17 protein-coding genes are annotated in these 18,690 nt (G+C 51.3%); 10 read left to right on the forward strand and 7 right to left on the reverse strand.

Annotated elements, in window-relative coordinates; translation table 11 throughout:
* Nucleotides 1–89 precede the first annotated feature (89 nt).
* The 8 genes from FE839_RS04105 to FE839_RS04140 all read left to right on the forward strand — a co-directional run bounded on the left by FE839_RS04105 (nucleotide 90) and on the right by FE839_RS04140 (nucleotide 8,062).
* On the forward strand, nucleotides 90–950 hold the full coding sequence (locus FE839_RS04105; RefSeq protein ID WP_138359414.1) for a LysR family transcriptional regulator: 861 nt from the start codon (nucleotides 90–92) through the stop codon (nucleotides 948–950).
* A 250-nt stretch (nucleotides 951–1,200) separates the two neighbouring features.
* A complete protein-coding gene (nikA, locus tag FE839_RS04110; RefSeq protein WP_138359416.1) occupies nucleotides 1,201–2,769 on the forward strand; it encodes a nickel ABC transporter substrate-binding protein in 1,569 nt (522 codons plus the stop codon).
* A complete protein-coding gene (gene nikB, locus FE839_RS04115; RefSeq protein ID WP_138359418.1) occupies nucleotides 2,769–3,713 on the forward strand; it encodes a nickel ABC transporter permease subunit NikB in 945 nt (314 codons plus the stop codon). The genes nikA and nikB overlap by 1 nt, the downstream gene beginning before the upstream one ends.
* Nucleotides 3,710–4,543 (forward strand): nickel ABC transporter permease subunit NikC, encoded by an 834-nt coding sequence (gene nikC, locus FE839_RS04120; protein ID WP_138359420.1) that lies wholly within the window; start codon nucleotides 3,710–3,712, stop codon nucleotides 4,541–4,543. Before nikB ends, nikC begins: the two co-directional genes overlap by 4 nt.
* On the forward strand, nucleotides 4,543–5,304 hold the full coding sequence (gene nikD / locus FE839_RS04125) for a nickel import ATP-binding protein NikD (protein WP_138359422.1): 762 nt from the start codon (nucleotides 4,543–4,545) through the stop codon (nucleotides 5,302–5,304). Before nikC ends, nikD begins: the two co-directional genes overlap by 1 nt.
* On the forward strand, nucleotides 5,304–6,089 hold the full coding sequence (gene nikE, locus FE839_RS04130) for a nickel import ATP-binding protein NikE (protein WP_138359424.1): 786 nt from the start codon (nucleotides 5,304–5,306) through the stop codon (nucleotides 6,087–6,089). Before nikD ends, nikE begins: the two co-directional genes overlap by 1 nt.
* Before the next feature lie 4 nt (nucleotides 6,090–6,093).
* Nucleotides 6,094–6,510, forward strand: a complete 417-nt coding sequence (nikR, locus tag FE839_RS04135) for a nickel-responsive transcriptional regulator NikR (RefSeq protein ID WP_138359426.1) — start codon at nucleotides 6,094–6,096, stop codon at nucleotides 6,508–6,510.
* Nucleotides 6,511–6,637: 127 nt separating this feature from the next.
* Nucleotides 6,638–8,062 (forward strand): DNA cytosine methyltransferase, encoded by a 1,425-nt coding sequence (locus FE839_RS04140; protein WP_138359428.1) that lies wholly within the window; start codon nucleotides 6,638–6,640, stop codon nucleotides 8,060–8,062.
* A 106-nt stretch (nucleotides 8,063–8,168) separates the two neighbouring features.
* Here the strand turns inward: FE839_RS04140 and FE839_RS04145 are convergent, their stop codons facing one another.
* Nucleotides 8,169–9,077, reverse strand: a complete 909-nt coding sequence (locus FE839_RS04145) for a DMT family transporter (RefSeq protein WP_138359430.1) — start codon at nucleotides 9,075–9,077, stop codon at nucleotides 8,169–8,171.
* 102 nt (nucleotides 9,078–9,179) lie between these two features.
* Between FE839_RS04145 and FE839_RS04150 the strand changes: the two genes are divergently transcribed.
* Nucleotides 9,180–10,094 carry a LysR family transcriptional regulator gene (locus FE839_RS04150; RefSeq protein WP_138359432.1) on the forward strand — a complete coding sequence of 305 codons (915 nt, stop codon included), beginning with the start codon at nucleotides 9,180–9,182 and terminating at the stop codon, nucleotides 10,092–10,094.
* Nucleotides 10,095–10,232: 138 nt separating this feature from the next.
* Here FE839_RS04150 and FE839_RS04155 read toward each other — a convergent pair whose 3' ends face one another.
* The 6 genes from FE839_RS04155 to FE839_RS04180 all read right to left on the reverse strand — a co-directional run bounded on the left by FE839_RS04155 (nucleotide 10,233) and on the right by FE839_RS04180 (nucleotide 16,903).
* Nucleotides 10,233–11,516, reverse strand: a complete 1,284-nt coding sequence (locus tag FE839_RS04155; RefSeq protein ID WP_138359434.1) for an MFS transporter — start codon at nucleotides 11,514–11,516, stop codon at nucleotides 10,233–10,235.
* Nucleotides 11,517–11,608: 92 nt separating this feature from the next.
* Nucleotides 11,609–12,070, reverse strand: coding sequence for a RidA family protein (locus FE839_RS04160; RefSeq protein ID WP_138359436.1), 462 nt, complete (start codon nucleotides 12,068–12,070; stop codon nucleotides 11,609–11,611).
* Between the two features lie 15 nt (nucleotides 12,071–12,085).
* Nucleotides 12,086–13,246, reverse strand: a complete 1,161-nt coding sequence (locus FE839_RS04165) for a M20 family metallopeptidase (protein WP_138359438.1) — start codon at nucleotides 13,244–13,246, stop codon at nucleotides 12,086–12,088.
* Nucleotides 13,247–13,264: 18 nt separating this feature from the next.
* On the reverse strand, nucleotides 13,265–14,344 hold the full coding sequence (locus tag FE839_RS04170) for an alanine racemase (protein WP_138359440.1): 1,080 nt from the start codon (nucleotides 14,342–14,344) through the stop codon (nucleotides 13,265–13,267).
* Nucleotides 14,345–14,511: 167 nt separating this feature from the next.
* Entirely contained in the window at nucleotides 14,512–15,186 is a 675-nt protein-coding gene (locus tag FE839_RS04175) for a helix-turn-helix transcriptional regulator (RefSeq protein WP_138359442.1), read from the reverse strand.
* Nucleotides 15,187–15,709: 523 nt separating this feature from the next.
* Nucleotides 15,710–16,903, reverse strand: coding sequence for a BaiN/RdsA family NAD(P)/FAD-dependent oxidoreductase (locus FE839_RS04180; RefSeq protein ID WP_138359444.1), 1,194 nt, complete (start codon nucleotides 16,901–16,903; stop codon nucleotides 15,710–15,712).
* Between the two features lie 228 nt (nucleotides 16,904–17,131).
* On the opposite strand from FE839_RS04180, the gene pitA reads away from it, so the two are divergent.
* The gene (pitA, locus tag FE839_RS04185) at nucleotides 17,132–18,625 is read left to right on the forward strand and encodes an inorganic phosphate transporter PitA (RefSeq protein ID WP_138359446.1); all 1,494 of its coding nucleotides are present in this window, start codon (nucleotides 17,132–17,134) and stop codon (nucleotides 18,623–18,625) included.
* Nucleotides 18,626–18,690 lie beyond the last annotated feature (65 nt).

The raw sequence follows: 18,690 nt of genomic DNA on the forward strand, positions 1-18,690 counted from the left end.
CTCTATTGGGTGAGAACCAGCATACTGCTTTAAAAAATGAATAAATAACGCTATGTTTGAATTAAATTAAACCACTTTTTAGATGAGTTATGCATAAGACCACCCTTGAACAATGGGCGCTACTGGAAAAAGTTGTCGAGCTGGGTAGCTTTGCGAAAGCGGCGGAAGAGACCCACCGCAGCCAGTCATCGGTCAGCTATAATCTCGCGCTATTGCAGGCGCGTCTGGGCGTTCCGCTTCTCACGCCATCGGGCCGCCGTGCGGTGCTGACCCCGGCGGGTGAGCAGTTGCTCACCCAGGTTAAGCCATTATTACAGGCCTTCGCTTATGTTGAAACGCATGCCGCCACACTACGCGACGGTGCGCGAACCCGGCTGGATCTGGTCGTTGACAGTATTTTTCCTCGCGAACGGCTGTTCGCTATTCTGCGTCAGTTTCAACAACGCTATCCGCAAACCCAGGTCAGGCTGACTGAAGTCCTGGAAAATGTTGAGCAGGAGCATCCGGCCCGCACCGAGGCCGATGTGATGGTCCTGACCCGCCGCCAGGATATTACCGGTCGCGGTGAATGGTTGATGAACATTGATTTTGTCGCCGTCGCTCATCGCGATCATCCGCTAGCCGCATTCGATGGGCCGCTGGACGATAACACGCTGGCCCTCTGGCCGCTGGTACGCATTACCGATCGTAGCAACGATCGGCAGGCCCCCCGTGACGCCTGGACATTTTCCACCATCGATGCCGCCATTGATGCGGTGCTGTATCAGGTTGGTTTCGGCTGGCTACCGGAAGAGCGTATTCGCCCGCAACTTAAACAAGGAATTCTGAAGGTACTGCCGCTGGGCCACGGCGCACGGCGGGCAACACCGCTGCATCTGATTGTCAAACGTGATTTAACGCCTATTGATGAACAGGTGGCCACCCTGCTGGCGTTGTTCAGAGCGTCTTGATGAATCTACGGGCTGCGAAAGAATACGCAAAATCATTTACGCTGCAGAATGGTTTTAAACAGCGCTTGCGCTGGCAGCACAGGCGCAGGGCCAGGGAATATGCAGAAGGATGACCAGTACGCAGGCGACCTGAAGTATGACGGGTATATACTATTTTCTTATACTTTCAGGCTATATATTGATCCAGCTTACGCCGGAAATATGATAAATCATTAAAATCGTCATACTTTCCTGTCGCTGAGAAAAAGCCTTGTCTATCATCCGTACTACTCTGCTGGCGCTGTTCGCCTGTGTGCCTTTGCTGGCCCACGCTGCGTCCGATGAAATCACCACCGCATGGCCGGTTAATGTGGGGCCGCTCAATCCGCATCTTTATACGCCCAACCAGATGTTCGCCCAGAGTATGGTTTATGAACCGCTGGTGAAGTATCAGGCGGATGGTTCGGTAAAACCCTGGCTGGCCAAAAGCTGGCGCCACTCGACGGACGGCAAAACCTGGATCTTTACCCTGCGCGATGATGTTAAATTCTCCAACGGCGAAGCGTTCGACGCCCGTGCCGCGGCGGAGAACTTCCGCGTGGTGCTGGATAACCGCCAGCGCCACGCCTGGCTGGAGCTGGTCAATCAGATCGTAGATGTTAAAGCGCTCGACAAAAACCAACTGCAAATCACCCTGAAAAGCGCCTACTACCCGTTTTTGCAGGAACTGGCGCTGCCGCGTCCATTCCGCTTTATCGCCCCGTCGCAGTTTAAAGATAATGAGACCATGCACGGCATTAAAGCGCCGATTGGCACCGGTCCATGGGTGTTAAAAGAATCAAAACTCAACCAGTACGATGTGCTGGTACGTAACGATCGCTACTGGGGTGAAAAGCCGCAGATTCAACAAATCACCGTCAACGTGATCCCGGATCCCACCACCCGCGCGGTGGCCTTTGAGACCGGCGACATCGATCTGCTGTACGGCAATGAGGGGCTGCTGCCGCTCGATACCTTCGCGCGCTTCAGTCACAATCCGGCATACCGTACCCAGCTTTCCCAACCAATAGAGACGGTGATGCTGGCGCTGAACTCCGCGAAGCCGCCAACCAGTGAACTATTGGTGCGCGAAGCGCTGAACCATGCGGTAAACAAAAAGTCGCTGATTGATAATGTCCTCTACGGCACTCAGCAGGTTGCCGGTACGCTGTTTGCGCCCACCGTTCCTTACGCCAATATTGGCCTGAAGCCACGCGAGTACGATCCGCAGCAGGCAAAGGCCTTGCTGGAAAAAGCAGGCTGGATACAGCCTGACGGTAAAGCGATCCGTGAAAAAAATGGCCAGCCGTTACGCATTGAGCTGTCGTTTATTGGCACCGACGCGCTGAGTAAATCAATGGCGGAAATTATCCAGGCCGATATGCGCCAGATTGGCGTGGACGTGACGCTGGTCGGCGAGGAAGAGAGCAGCATTTACGCCCGCCAGCGCGATGGTCGCTTTGGTATGATTTTCAACCGTACCTGGGGCGCGCCATACGATCCGCACGCTTTTATGAGTTCAATGCGCGTACCGTCGCACGCCGACTTCCAGGCCCAGCAGGGTTTAGCCGATAAGCCCATTATTGATAAAGAGATTGGCGAAGTGCTGGAAACCACCGACGAAACGCAGCGTCAGGCGCTGTACCGCGACATTCTGACGCGGCTGCACAACGACGCGGTCTATCTCCCCATCAGCTATGTCTCAATGATGGTGGTCTCCAGGCCGAAGCTCGGCGCGATCCCTTATGCGCCGATTGCTTCTGAAATTCCGTTCGAACAGATTAAACCGGTGAAACCCTGATGTTGCGCTATGCGTTGCGGCGCATTGCGCTGCTGGTGCCGATGGTTTTCGCCGCCTCGGTGATTATTTTCCTGATGCTGCGTCTGGGAACCGGCGATCCGGCACTCGACTATTTACGTTTATCTAACCTGCCGCCGACGCCAGAGATGGTGGCCTCCACCCGCGTGATGCTGGGGCTGAATCAACCGCTTGTCGTACAGTACGGCACCTGGCTATGGAAGGCGCTGCATCTGGATTTTGGCATCTCGTTCGCGACTCAACGTCCGGTACTGGACGACATGCTTAACTTCCTGCCCGCCACGCTACAGCTGGCAGGCGCGGCGCTGGTATTAATCCTGCTCACCTCCGTGCCGCTCGGCATCTGGGCGGCGAGACACCGCGATCGCCTGCCGGATTTCGCCGTGCGTTTTATTGCCTTCCTCGGCGTGTCGATGCCTAACTTCTGGCTCGCCTTTCTGCTGGTGATGTTCTTCTCGGTTTACCTGCAATGGCTGCCTGCTATGGGCTATGGCGGCTGGCAACATATTATTCTGCCTGCGATGTCGATTGCGTTTATGTCACTGGCCATTAACGCTCGCCTGCTGCGCGCCAGCATGCTGGAGGTGGCCGGGCAGCGTCATGTGACCTGGGCGCGACTGCGCGGTCTGAGCGAGAAGCAAACGGAGCGTCGTCATATTCTGCGTAACGCCTCTCTGCCACTGATCACCGCCGTCGGGATGCATATCGGTGAACTGATTGGCGGCACGATGATCATTGAGAATATCTTTGCCTGGCCCGGCGTGGGTCGCTATGCCGTCTCGGCGATATTTAACCGCGACTATCCGGTCATTCAGTGCTTTACGCTAATAATGGTCATCGTGTTTGTGGTCTGTAACCTGATGGTTGACCTGCTGAACGCCGCGCTGGATCCGCGTATTCGCCGTTATGAAGGAGCGCACTCGTGAACTTTTTTCTCTCTTCACGTTGGCCTGTTCGCCTGTCGTTAATCATCATCGTTCTGTTGGCAGTGATTGCGTTCACCTGCCAGTGGTGGCTCCCCTATGATCCGCAGGCGATTGATTTACCTTCGCGTTTGCTGGCGCCTGACGGCCAGCACTGGCTGGGCACTGACCATCTGGGACGAGATATTTTCTCGCGTTTACTGGCTGCGACCCGCGTCTCGCTCGGTTCCGTGATGGCCTGCCTGCTGCTGGTGCTTGCCCTCGGATTGGTCATCGGCGGCAGCGCGGGGCTTATCGGCGGCCGCATCGATCAGGCGGCCATGCGCGTCGCGGATATGTTTATGACCTTCCCGACCTCCATTCTCTCTTTCTTTATGGTTGGCGTACTGGGAACTGGCCTCACCAATGTCATTATCGCTATCGCTCTGTCGCATTGGGCGTGGTATGCGCGAATGGTGAGAAGTCTGGTGATCTCCCTGCGCCAGCGTGAATTCGTCCTCGCCTCCCGGCTTGCCGGTGCAGGGCATATCCGGGTGTTTATCGATCATCTGGCCAGCGCGGCGATCCCGTCGCTGCTGGTGCTGGCGACGCTGGATATTGGTCATATGATGCTACACGTCGCCGGCATGTCGTTCCTCGGCCTCGGCGTGACCGCACCAACCGCTGAATGGGGCGTCATGATTAACGACGCCCGCCAGTACATCTGGACCCAACCGTTGCAGATGTTCTGGCCGGGTCTGGCGCTATTTATCACCGTGATGGCCTTCAACATGGTGGGTGACGCCCTGCGCGATCGCCTCGATCCTCATCTGATCACGGAGCATGCCCACTGATGCCGCAACAGATTGAATTACAAAATATTGTGTTACAGGCCCGGCAGCCGCTGGTACACGGTGTCTCGTTATCGCTTAAGCGTGGACGGGTGCTGGCGCTGGTGGGCGGCAGCGGCAGCGGTAAATCACTGACCTGCGCGGCGGCCCTGGGTATTCTGCCCGCTGGGGTACGGCAAACCGCAGGGAGAATCCTCGCCGATGGCAGGCCGGTTGCGCCCTGTGAACTGCGGGGTATCAACGTTGCCACTATCATGCAAAACCCGCGTAGCGCCTTTAATCCGCTGCACACCATGATGTCTCATGCCCGGGAGACCTGTCTGGCGCTGGATAAACCCGCCGACGACGCCACGCTTCTCGCGGCGCTGGAAGCCGTGGGTCTGGAGAACGCGCAGCGGGTGCTGAAGCTGTACCCGTTCGAGATGAGCGGCGGTATGCTGCAACGGATGATGATTGCCATGGCGCTATTGTGCGACGCGCCGTTTATCATCGCCGATGAGCCGACGACCGATCTGGACGCGGTCGCCCAGGCGCGCATTCTTGACCTGCTGGCAAGCATTATGCAAAACCGCGCGCCGGGGATGCTGTTGGTGACGCACGATATGGGCGTGGTCGCACGACTGGCTGACGATGTCGCGGTGATGGATAACGGCCGTATCGTGGAACAGGGAAGCGTCAGCGCGATCTTCAGCGCCCCGCAGCACAGCGTCACCCGTAATCTGGTGGCCGCGCATCTCGCCCTCTATGGTCTGGAGCTGGCCTGATGACATTACTGAGCGTATCGGCGATTAGCCATCAATATACAGGTGTAAACGTGCTACAGGATGTCTCTTTAGCGCTGAAAAGTGGCGAAACCGTTGCCCTGCTGGGACGCAGCGGCTGCGGAAAAAGTACGCTGGCACGGCTGCTCGTCGGCCTGGAATCCCCCAGCCAGGGCAGCATCTGCTGGCGCGGCGAACCCCTTTCCCGACTGAATCGCACAAAGCAAAAGGCGTTTCGCCGGGATATTCAGATGGTGTTTCAGGATGCCATCAGCGCGCTAAACCCGCGTAAAACTGTCGAGGATATTTTACGCGAGCCTATGCGCCATCTGCTGTCGCTGACCAAAGCAGAACAAATCGCGCGGGCCCGCGAAATGCTTAAAGCCGTGGATCTCGACAGCGGCGTGCTCGACGAACGCCCACCGCAGCTGAGCGGCGGGCAACTCCAGCGCGTCTGCCTGGCGCGGGCGCTGGCGGTAGAACCTAAACTGCTGATCCTGGATGAAGCCGTGTCCAGCCTGGATTTAGTGCTACAGGCTGGCGTGATCCGCCTGCTCAAAAAACTGCAACAGCAGTTTGGCACCGCCTGCCTGTTTATCACTCATGATTTACGCCTGGTAGAACGCTTTTGCCAGCGGGTAATGGTGATGGACGCGGGGCGTATCGTCGAGACACAAACAGTAGGTGACAAATTAACGTTTTCTTCCCATGCCGGGCGCATGTTACAAAATGCGGTACTTCCTGCATTTCCTGCAGCGATACCCCCTCATAGCCGCGCTAAGGTATAAACAGATGCAACGTATTACGATCACCCTCGATGACGATTTACTGGCAACGCTGGATAGCCTGAGCCAGCGCCGTGGTTACCATAACCGCTCCGAAGCTATTCGCGATATCCTGCGCGGTGCGCTGGCTCAGGAAACCATCCAGGATCACGGCGCTCAGGGGTTTGCGGTGCTCTCCTATGTTTATGAACATGAGAAGCGGGATTTAGCCAGCCGCTTAGTCTCCACCCAGCATCATCATCACGATTTGTCCGTCGCTACCCTGCACGTCCACATCAATCACGACGACTGCCTGGAAATTGCCGTTCTGAAAGGCGACATGGGCGATATTCAGCATTTCGCCGATGACGTTATCGCGCAACGCGGCGTGCGCCACGGTCATTTGCAGTGTCTGCCGACGGAGGACGCATCTTCCGACTCATAAAGTCGGCCAGACAATCACAACGAGTGCGATTCTTACCTCCATATACTGATTAAATATCCAGATATGAGTCATTTAATCTGGGTCAAATGAGTGATATATTTTCACCCATAAAACCCAGGGAGGAATTATGTCTGAATTCGATTTATTTGCTCAGGAACTGCTCGAAAAAACAAAAGCTGAAGAAAAACGACGACAAGCACACGACAGAAAATTGATTGATCGAGTACTTGAGATTTATGGACAAAAGTATGTCGCAGAGCGACTGAGAAAAGTCGGCAAAAATGACTGGAGTCGCGAAACGCTTAACCGCTGGGTAAATGGCAAATGTGAACCAAAATCGCTCACCATCGCTGAAGAGACTCTGTTACGGAAAATGCTGCCGGAAAAACCCGCACATCATCCTGACTATGCTTTTCGCTTTATTGACCTGTTTGCCGGTATTGGTGGTATCCGTAAAGGATTCGAAGCTATCGGCGGGCAATGCGTTTTTACCAGCGAATGGAATAAAGAAGCTGTACGTACCTATAAAGCGAACTGGTACAATGATGAAGACGCACACACTTTCAATCTGGATATTCGGGAAGTTACGCTGAGCGGCGAAAACGGCATCTCCGAAGAGAGCGCTTATGCTCATATTGATCAACAGATCCCGGATCATGATGTTCTGCTGGCTGGTTTTCCCTGCCAGCCATTCAGCCTCGCCGGGGTGAGTAAGAAAAACTCGCTCGGTCGCGCACATGGATTCGAATGTGAAGCACAAGGAACGCTCTTTTTCGATGTCGCCCGAATAATTAAGGCTAAGCAGCCAGCCATTTTTGTGCTGGAAAACGTTAAAAACCTTAAGAGCCATGATAAGGGTAAAACGTTCAACGTGATTATGGATACCCTTGATGAATTAGGCTATGAAGTTTCAGACGCCAGTATCATGGGAAAAGACGATCCTAAAATCATTGATGGGAAACATTTTCTACCCCAGCATCGTGAACGTATTATTCTGGTGGGATTCCGCCGGGATCTTAATATCCATCAGGGGTTCACATTACAGAATATCCATAAATTCTATCCTGAAAAAAGACCAACATTTGGTCAACTTCTGGAACCTGCCGTTGACGATAAATATATTCTGAGCCCTAAGTTATGGGGATATCTCTATAACTATGCCAAAAAGCATGCCGCCAAAGGTAATGGGTTTGGTTTCAGTCTGGTTGATCCCAATAATGAAAGCAGTATCGCCAGGACCTTATCCGCTCGCTATCATAAAGATGGTTCAGAAATTCTTATTGACAGAGGATGGGATAGAGCGCTCGGTGAAATCGATTTTTCTCATCCAGAGAACCAGAAAAAAAGGCCAAGAAGGCTGACGCCTCGTGAATGCGCCAGACTGATGGGATTTGAGCAACCAGATGGCAAGCCATTTCGTATTCCTGTTTCAGATACTCAGGCCTACCGCCAGTTTGGCAATTCGGTGGTGGTCCCCGTATTTGAAGCCGTGGCAAAACTGCTGCAACCTTATATTATGAAAGCGACCACCGCCCCGACCACTAAAAAATAGTAGCGCCGCTCCCCCGATATTTTCCGGGGGAGCGATGACGTCAGGCCAGCCCGGCTTGCATCACGGCCATTTGCCGTGTTTGCCGACTAAAGACCATTCCCCCCACTCATGGGGCCTGCGATACAATTTCGCGGCGCGAACGCGAGCACAGAGCAATACCGCAGACAATCGCCAGCCCGCTGATCAGATGATACATATAGAGCGGTGAGTGCAGAAAAAGAATACTGAACAGGCCGCCGCTAAGGGGAATAAGGTGTGAAAATACTTCCCCGCGGGTGGCGCCGATCGCCGCAATACCTTTATTCCACAGTAAATAAGAGAGCCAGGAAGGGAAAATCACCAGATAAGCCAGCCCGAGTAGAAAATTTGGCGTTAAATAAGGGGCCAAATCCAGTTTGGCAGCCTGTAGCATATTTACCGTCAGTACCGGCAGCAGCATTATTGCCCCCACGCTGGCGCAAACGGCGACAAAACCGTTGCCGACTACAGCTTTCGGTTTCAGTCGTAAAAAAGCACAGTAGGCCGCCCAACTCATCGCCGAGCCCATAGTCCAGAGATCGCCCTGGTTCAGATGGTGCAAAATCGCCCCGTTCGTCACATTCCCTTGCAAAATAAGCCAGATAACGCCGCAGGTGCTTAATATTACGCCAGCGATATTTCCCGTCGAAATACGTTCGTGAAAGATAAAGCGGTTAATCAGTAGCACCATTGCCGGGGTTGTCGATAAATAAATCGCCGCATTCAATGATGAAGTATATTGCAGGCCAATATAGAGCGTCAGCGGAAATAACACCTGGCCGCACAGCGCCAAAAAGAAGACAATGCCTTTCGCCTGTTTTATCGCTGACCACTGTTGTTGAACCTGACGGAAATAGAGAATCATCAGCAGGATAGCGGTAACCCACCAGCGCAGCGCCGAGAGTACAATAGGGTCAACTTGCGATACCAGCAGACGACCAATGACATAATTTCCTCCCCAGAAACACGCAGCCAGGGCGAGCAAAAGATAAGGCATACCACCTCCTTGATGTCCCTTAAACCTACGTCATTCAGGTTACTGCTGACAAACAGGCCAGTGCTAATATAAAGTTTTCATTCAGGTGTATGGTTTGAAACGATGAAGTTCACCCTAAGACAGCTGGAATTCTATATCGCCCTGGCCGAAACGCTGCAAATCTCAAAAGCGGCCGGACGCTGTCATATCTCTCAGTCATCAATGACGGTCGCGATGCGTAATCTGGAAACGATTATGCATACGCAACTCTTTGTTCGTCATCCAAAGGGCATTGCGCTGACCGTCGATGGGGAACGTTTTCTGGTTCATGCGCGCAAAATCATCGCCGATAGCGAAGCCGCGATTAACGACTTGCACAACCAGCCGGAAATGACTACCGGCTGCGTGCGGGTGGGCATCGCCGAAACGCTATCCGCTTATCTGCTGCCCGGTATTTATAGCGAGCTGGAACGCCGTTTTCCGTTGCTGGCGCTCCACTTTCAGGAAGGCTCATCCCAGGCGCTGATGACGGCTTTGCGCCAGCAGGAGGTCGATTTTTGCCTGGTGTTGACATCAAATATTCGCCACGATGATGACCTGAGTATCGACACTTTTCTGCGCTCGCTGCGTCGCCTGTGGGCGCCTGTCGGCCATCCTTTACTTAGCCAACCGGTGCTGCGGCTGTCTGATATTGCGAAGGTGCCGTTTCTACTGCTTGAGACTGATGATTATCCCACCGTGATCCTTGATGTCTGGCGGCAGCGCGGCGGGCAACCGGATATTCATTACCGTACCAACTCCTTTGAGGCCATTCGTACTTTTGTGTCGCAAGGTAAAGGCGTTACCATTCTTTCGGACCTGGTCTGGCGTCCCTGGTCGCTTGAAGGGCTTCGTGTTATGCGGCGCACAGTCGACGATTGTATGACATGGATGGATGTCGGCGTGGTAAACCTGCGGCTAACGGCACTGCGCCCTGAAGCCCGGCGAGTTGTGGATTTCCTGCGTCAGGCGATACATCGGTTTGACGGTCAGCCCTGAGCAGCTAAAAAACGCCTGGAGGTCGAAAAAGAGAGAAGGCGCCAGACCGATGTCCAGCGCTCACAGGATAGAAGATTAAGAAAGTGGATTTAACGATAGATAAAAATCAGACCGGTCAGCCAGCCGGCCCTGAAATCGTTATCTGACAACGGCAGGATCTTCTATAGGCTTATTGACCATGAAGAAGTAGACCAGTGATGCCAGGAAAGCGATCGCAGAGGATGCAACCAGTGCGAGCGTAAACGAACCTGTTTTATCCAGAATGATGCCGGTAATAATGGGAGCAAACGATCCACCAATAAAGCCACCAAAGTTCTGGATCCCACTAACAGACGTCACGAGCCGTGAGGGGACGGAAACCAGAATCAGTCCCCATGCGGATGTACCGGCAAAGTGAATGGAAAACAGCGCCAGACTGATACAGCCTACGGCAACAACCGTACTTTCTGTATAGGCAGCAGGTAAGGTAAATCCAGCTGCACACAGTAGGCCAAGGCAAATCATCCATTTGCGGCTTTTCATTTTATCCGCGCCACGCTTCATCACCCAATCCGCGACCACACCGTTAACCAGCATACCCGCCGCTCCAAACAAGAATGGAATGGCGGCAACCCAACCCGTCTTTTGCAAACTCAGGCCACGAGACATCTCAAGATATGAAGGCAACCAGGTCAGGAATAGCCATACCATATAACCCACGCCATTAAAGCCAATGATCATCCCCCACATGGATTTTTGCTTAAACAGACCGGCCCAATCCTTAAGAGTCACTTTCTCCTTACTGGAAGGCGGCGTCTCCTCTTCGAGGTGCGTAATATCTGTATCTGATAAACCCGCATCTTCACGGTTCCGGTAAAAAATAAACCACAGAATTGACAGAATCACACCGCTCAACCCGATGATGATAAACATCATTCGCCAGCCAAACGCGAGCATCATGGCGATCAGCAGTGGCGGAGCCAGCGCCTGCGCCAGCGTGGAGGACATATTAACGATCCCCATTGGCACCCCGCGTTTTCGAATGTTATACCAATCATTGACGACTTTAACCCCTGTCGGCAGGTGCGGCGCTTCCCCGATACCCAACACAATACGTGAAACAATCATCTGACTGTATGATCCCACCAGCCCGAGCGCGGTCTGAGCGAGAGACCATAGTAAAATACCGAAGCCATAAACCCGCTTAACGCCAAATCGTTCCATGACCATGCCAATAGGCAACTGGCATAATGCATAGCCAAATGAAAAGACCGAAAGTAACAGGCCCATTTCCGTCGCAGATAATCCCATTTCCTGACGAATAGTAGTATTTGCAATCGAAAGTGACGTTCTATCCAGAAAATTAATAATACCTGCAACGAGTAAAAACAATAAAGCCATTAATTGCAACCGCCGTAGGCGAGAACTTGCTTGACTGGACATATATTATCCTTATGTAAGTTAAGGTATTCTATTATTAATAAATAATATGGGTACAAAGGGATCGCACAATACTTAGTTATTTAATTCGCGAATCAGTCTTTAATTTCCAGAATTAATTCAATTTCTACAGGTGTATCAAATGGTAAAGTATTAGTACCAATGGCAGAGCGAGCATGGCGACCTGATTCACCAAATACATCAATTAAAAGATCAGACGCACTGTTCATAACATAGGGCTGATCTTTAAAATCATCTGAGCTTTGTACAAAACCCAGCATTTTTACGCATCCCACTACCCGGTTAAGATCACCAATATAATGCTTGACTGAGGACAAGATATTAATCATGCACTGACGAGCGGCGGCTTGTCCTTCTTCAATAGTTAAATTCGCGCCAAGCGTGCCTTTATGAATCAGAACACCATCCAGACGACAATCATTACCCGATGTATATAAGAGATTTCCTGTTTGCTTAATCGCGATGTAGGAAAACTTAGGCATAGTGACTTCACTAAGCGTTATACCTAACTCAGCTAAGCGCGCTTCAATATTCATAACTATTCCTGATTTTCAGCTCAATAATTTTAAAGCCAGTGAGGTGTATATTTGTGCTGCTTGATGTAGTTCTTCAATACGAACAAATTCATCCTTTACATGGGCCTGAGATAAATCGCCCGGCCCCATAATAATGGTCGGAATTTGACAGTCTACCGAGAAAAATGGTGCTTCACAGGTTGCTTCAAAGATCGTTTTCCTGGCGGTTCCCGTTACCGAATCAACAACCTGACAGGCCGCATCGACGAGAATATGTGATTCATCAATAGCAGACGCGGGTATAAAAAGGTAGTTCTCGTATGAATAGTCCTTTTCGGGCGTCAGGCCTGATTTTGCCAGTACCTCAGCCAGACTTTCATTAATTTCGTTGCGTTTTTCACCTGGGATAACACGGCGATCGATCTCTATTAAGCATGACTGAGACACAATATTCGGGGCGCTTCCGCCCTGGATAGTGGTTACAAGCATTGAAGCATTACCCAACAGTTCATGTTGTTTTTGCTTCACCCGATGACATTCCTGGATAATTTCCGGTAGCAGAATCGCCATTTTATCAATCGCGCTGTCCGGCTCGCGCGTTTTCGCTGCATGCCCTGCCGTACCATGCGTAGTGAGTCGAGTTCGGCTCACCCCTTTATGGGCAATACAAATTTCCAAAGACGTCGGCTCGCCGATAATAGCGTAATCTGCTGTCACCCCCCGCGCAATGAAATGTTCCATACCCATGTTGATACGCTCTTCATCAACATTAAATAGCAGCGTAATTTCACCGGCAAAGCTGTAGTTACGGCGCTTGATCAACATTGCCGCAAACATCATCGCCGCAACACCGGACTTCATATCCGCCGCGCCGCGCCCAATGATGCGATCCCCCTCAATCACCGCCGCAAACGGATCAACAGACCAGCCCTCCCCACACGGTACAACGTCTGAGTGACCATTGAATATCAGTCTCTTACCTGGTCGGTTACCCGTTATCCGCGCGACCACATTAGGTCTACCGGGCACAACTTCCTGCACATCCACTTCAATACTCTCACGACGTAATACCTCAGCAATGAATAATGCCACCGCATTTTCATTCCCCGGCGGATTCTCGGATGGGTGCCGTATTAACTGACAGAGGAGTGTAACAAGCTCCTGCCTTTCTTCAGCAGTTAAATTAATGCTTTTCATTAAAATATCCTCAGATAATCAGTAACTTTTTCCGCGAGCATCTATGTTAATAGTTTCGCTATATTTTCCGTTGCGGAATCCGAATATTTTATCGACAAGATTTGCTACGACACAACAATGATTCGGAATAATATGTATCTCCTGTCCAATAGACAGGGATACGTGTTCAGGGTCATAACGTAAATAGCCATGTTCCTCATTAAGCTTGACTAACTCAATCTCAGGGTACTCCTGAATAAACCCGTAAGAGCCAGGTAATGCAGAGAGATCAGACGTTAGTGATTTCGTACCAGCATCAATGGTGGCATAACCTGCAAGGGGAATACTCACCACCGTCGCACATATAGTCAGAGCACAGTTAGCAGGTGTATAAATTCCGCCATTAATAGCATTCATGTCACCAAAGATGAAGTTACCGGCCCTTGACTCCGTAATACCATTCAACTCATTAGCATAAAAAGATGAAAGCGTTGATCCACCTGACATAACCTCAATTTCGAAACCATGGGCATTAAGCAGATCTCGACTATTCATTAACAATGCTGCTTCCGCTTTCGCTGCTTTACGAATATCTGACTCATTCCGATACTGATAAATTGTCCCGGCATAAGTAAATACGCCTTTTATTTTCAAACCGGGCAACGTGGCGACATCCCTTGCAAATTGCAGCAGGTTCTCAGGCTGAATACCTTCACGATGCGCGCCATAATCAATTGCAATATCAATATCAAATACAAGGCCATTTTGCTGAGCCGCTTTAGATAAGCCCTGTGCACCATATAAACTATCAACGATAGTGCGGATATTAATTTTTCTTGCCAGTTCAGCGTAACGCTGACACTTGTCTTCACCTATTAACGGATAGGCGAGCAATATTGATGTAATTCCTCCCTCCGCCATCACTTCGGCTTCAGAAAGCTTGGCACAAGTAATACCCGTCGCACCCAATTCTTGCTCAAGCCGGGCCAACTGTACTGACTTGTGGGTTTTAATATGTGGCCAATGCTGAATATTATTCAACTTAAGGCCAGAAATCATGGAAGTGATATTTTTCTCCATAATATCCATATCCAGCGCAACATATGGCGTAGTAAACATATTTGACTCCTGATAGTTAACCGTCTATACCCGTCATACTTCAAGTTACCTGCACATTGCTGCGAAGTGATCCATCTCATCCATAAGACTCACCCTTACGGGCCACCGCTTTGCGATCAGCATAAGCACTGCGCAAAACGGTTAACCGTTTTATCCTGCAACTCAAATTATTCAGGGTTTATAGTCGGGCTTTCCTCTCGAATTTCCCCCAAATATGCATAGAGGGTATATTTTGAAATATTTAAAAACTCGCAGATTCTTTCGCCAGATTTCTTGATAAGAAAAACGCCTTTTTCATCAAAAAATTTAATGGCATTAAGTTTATCGTGCCTGGTCATATGTAAAACAGGTACGTTAATTAAGCTCATACACTCGCCGATGAGGTAATCCAGTAACTCATTTACATCTTTAACGAATACTTCGCTTACTTCTTCCGAACGTGTCGGTGATATGTCCGGGCGGCCTGTCATTTTATTTAACATCTTCTCGGCAAGAACAATGTCACTGATATCCAGATTAATACACAACGCCCCCAGCACCTCTTTGTGGGAATTGCGGATGTAAATTGACGTGGAGCGCAGCGTTTTGCCATCTCTTGTCTGGGTAAAATAATTATGTCGATCGCCATTCACATCAGTGCCACGCAGCACCTCAAGACCGAGGTTACTACTGGGATCTCCCACCTTTCTTCCCGTTACATGGCCATTGATAATAGCAATGATGCTACTTTCCAGCCCTTCAGAGTGATCATGAAGAACAACCTCGCAATTATCCCCAAACTGGTTAGCAATGCCCTCCATCATGGGAATGAGGAAATCTAAGTTCTCTTTGATGTTTTCCATATCGACCTAAATTTAAGTTAGACATTCAAACTTTTTGTTATGTATAACGTTCAGAAATTAAGCAAGCAATCAAAAAGTTGACGTTCAGTGATCAACTTCACTTTTTTATTCTTACTTTTTGTAAGATTCAGCCTTTTAAACAAACTTTTTGTAAGGTGGCGATTTAAACCGATATGATGGCAAGTAAGGAATGATTTACCGCAGATGATCTTTTGAAAGCCCTGCCGGCACTCCGGCTCCCCAGCCAAAAGTACGGCTAACGGTGAGCCAGGTCTGCAGAAGCCGGTGATTTTTTCAGATTAAGAGCCTGTCCCACCAGGCGTTATTGGCGCAGACAGTTTGAACACGGCCAGCGCGGAAGAACCGGAGCGTACAAGTAGTGCGTGAGGATTCTGAGCACTGCCCAGGTTCAAAATGACAAGCAAAATAGCCCTAATGGGATAGGCTCTAAAGAATGTCACTTCTCCGAAAGGAGTAGCGAGTGCTTTCCCGGAAAGTAAATTCATTACAGGTATCCAGATCATCAGCAACGCACCAGCGCCTGGGCGCACGCCCACGCTGACGACCACGCCCACTGGAAGTTATAGCCCCCCAGCCAGCCGGTGACATCCATCACCTCGCCGATAAAGAAAAGGCCTGGTACCTTACGCGCCTCCATGGTGCGCGAAGAGAGTTCATTGGTATCCACGCCGCCGAGGGTCACTTCCGCTGTGCGATAGCCTTCGGTGCCGTTCGGCTGCACGCGCCATGCGGTCAGCGTATCCACCAGCGTCTGCTGCTCACGGGGATTAAGCTGTTTCAGCGTGACGTCCGGAAGCTGGCCCAGTTGCTGCAAACACTCGACCAGACGCTTCGGCAACTGCATCGCCAGGGTGTTTTTCAGGCTCTGATTCGGATGCGCCGCGCGCTGCTCATTGAGGAAATCAGCAAGCGGGCAGTCCGGAAGCAGATTGATGCTGACAAACTCCCCAGGCTGCCAGTAGCTGGAAATTTGCAGCACCGCCGGACCGGAGAGCCCACGATGAGTGAACAACAGATTTTCGCGAAAGCGCATACCGTTTGCCGCGGTGATGGTTGACGGAACCGATACCCCGGAAAGCACCTGCAACTGTTCCAGCAGCGGCTTATGCAACGTGAACGGCACCAGCCCGGCGCGGGTCGGCAGCACTTTCAGGCCGAACTGTTCAGCAAGCTGATACCCGAACGGAGAAGCGCCCAGACCGGGCATGGACAGGCCGCCGGAGGCGACCACCAGACTTTTCGCCGCCACCGTATCACCGTTAAGTTGCAGGGTGTAACCTTCGTCATCCCGCTCAACACAAAGAATCTCAGTGCGCAGGCGAATTTGCACCCCGCCCTTTTCACACTCCGCCAGCAGGAGGTTAACGATTTGCCCGGCGGAATCATCACAAAAAAGCTGGCCTAAGGTCTTCTCATGCCAGGCAATACCGTATTTACCAACCAGGTCGATAAAGTCCCACTGCGTGTAACGTGCCAGCGCGGATTTACAAAAATGTGGGTTTTGGCTGAGATATGCCGCGGGTTCGATATTGATGTTAGTAAAATTACAGCGGCCACCGCCGGACATCAGAATTTTGCGCCCAGGTTTTTTACCATTATCGATCAACAGTACGCGGCAGCCCGCCTGCCCTGCCTGCGCTGCACAAAACATTCCCGCCGCTCCGGCGCCGATTACAATGGCATCAAACCTTTCCACACAACATTCCTCATATCCCGATTGTCGGGAATTGTAAATTTTTCACTCTGGTCGCACCAGAATGAAAAAAACACTTTTATGTACCTTGTTGAAAGATATAGGAATACTCCCAACGGGCTACAATTAAAACAGAAAGAAAATCAAAAAAGTCTACATTTCACTTTGCCCGCACAGCCAAAGTCACTGATAATGCGCCGCGTTCATGTCCTCAAAATGGCGTAACGTCCTATGCTACATTTATTCGCCGGTCTGGATTTACATACCGGGATACTATTATTGCTTGCTCTGGCTTTCGTGCTTTTTTACGAAGCGATTAATGGGTTTCATGATACCGCAAACGCAGTTGCAACGGTGATTTACACGCGTGCAATACGGTCTCAGCTTGCGGTAGCAATGGCAGCCCTGTTTAACTTCTTCGGCGTTCTGCTGGGCGGTCTTAGCGTAGCCTATGCCATTGTGCATATGCTGCCGACCGACTTACTGCTTAATATGGGTTCAGCTCATGGCCTCGCCATGGTTTTCTCCATGTTGCTCGCAGCAATCATCTGGAACCTCGGAACCTGGTACTTCGGCCTCCCGGCCTCCAGCTCGCACACGCTGATCGGCGCGATCATCGGCATTGGTTTAACCAATGCGCTAATGACCGGCACCTCAGTCGTCGATGCGCTGAACATCCCGAAAGTCATCGGTATTTTTGGTTCGCTTATTATCTCGCCAATCGTTGGCCTGGTGATCGCGGGCGGGCTGATTTTCCTTCTGCGTCGTTACTGGAGCGGGACGAAAAAGCGTGCCCGTATTCACCTGACGCCTGCCGAACGAGAAAAGAAAGACGGTAAGAAAAAACCCCCGTTCTGGACACGTATTGCGCTGATTCTGTCCGCCATTGGCGTGGCATTCTCGCACGGCGCCAACGATGGTCAGAAAGGCATTGGTCTGGTAATGCTGGTGCTCATCGGCGTTGCGCCAGCGGGCTTCGTGGTCAATATGAACGCGTCCGGTTACGAAATCACCCGTACTCGCGATGCAGTCAACAACGTGGAAAACTTCTTCCAGCAGCGCGCTGATCTGTTGCAAATTGCAACCGGCGCGGAGCAGCTCATCCCGCCACCGGAAGCAACTGCCGCAAACGGCGAGTTCCACTGCCACCCGGCGAACACCATTAACGCACTTGACCGCGTGAAGACAATGCTGACCGGCATCGAAAGCTACGATGCGCTCACCGTGGAACAGCGCAGCCATCTGCGTCGTATTATGCTCTGCATCGCCGATACCACGGATAAAGTGGCGAAGCTGCCGGAAGTGAGCGCCGATGATAAACGTCTGCTGAAGAAACTGAAAACCGATATGTTGAGTACCATTGAGTACGCGCCTATCTGGATTATTATGGCAGTGGCTCTGGCACTCGGTATCGGCACCATGATCGGCTGGCGTCGCGTGGCCACCACCATCGGCGAAAAAATTGGTAAAAAAGGGATGACTTATGCACAGGGTATGTCAGCCCAGATGACCGCCGCCGTCTCAATCGGTCTGGCGAGCTACACCGGGATGCCTGTTTCTACCACCCACGTCCTCTCCTCCTCGGTGGCAGGAACAATGCTTGTTGATGGCGGCGGGCTGCAGAAGAAAACCGTCACCAGTATTCTGATGGCATGGGTACTGACCTTGCCCGCAGCGATTCTGCTGTCAAGCGCGCTGTACTGGCTTGCGCTGCAGATTATCTAAACGCATACGCCATATACAGACCTGATATATTTCAGGTTGCAGAAAGGCCACGCGTCCTCAGGAGC

This window comes from Klebsiella indica (genome assembly GCF_005860775.1).
Lineage (GTDB): Bacteria > Pseudomonadota > Gammaproteobacteria > Enterobacterales > Enterobacteriaceae > Klebsiella > Klebsiella indica.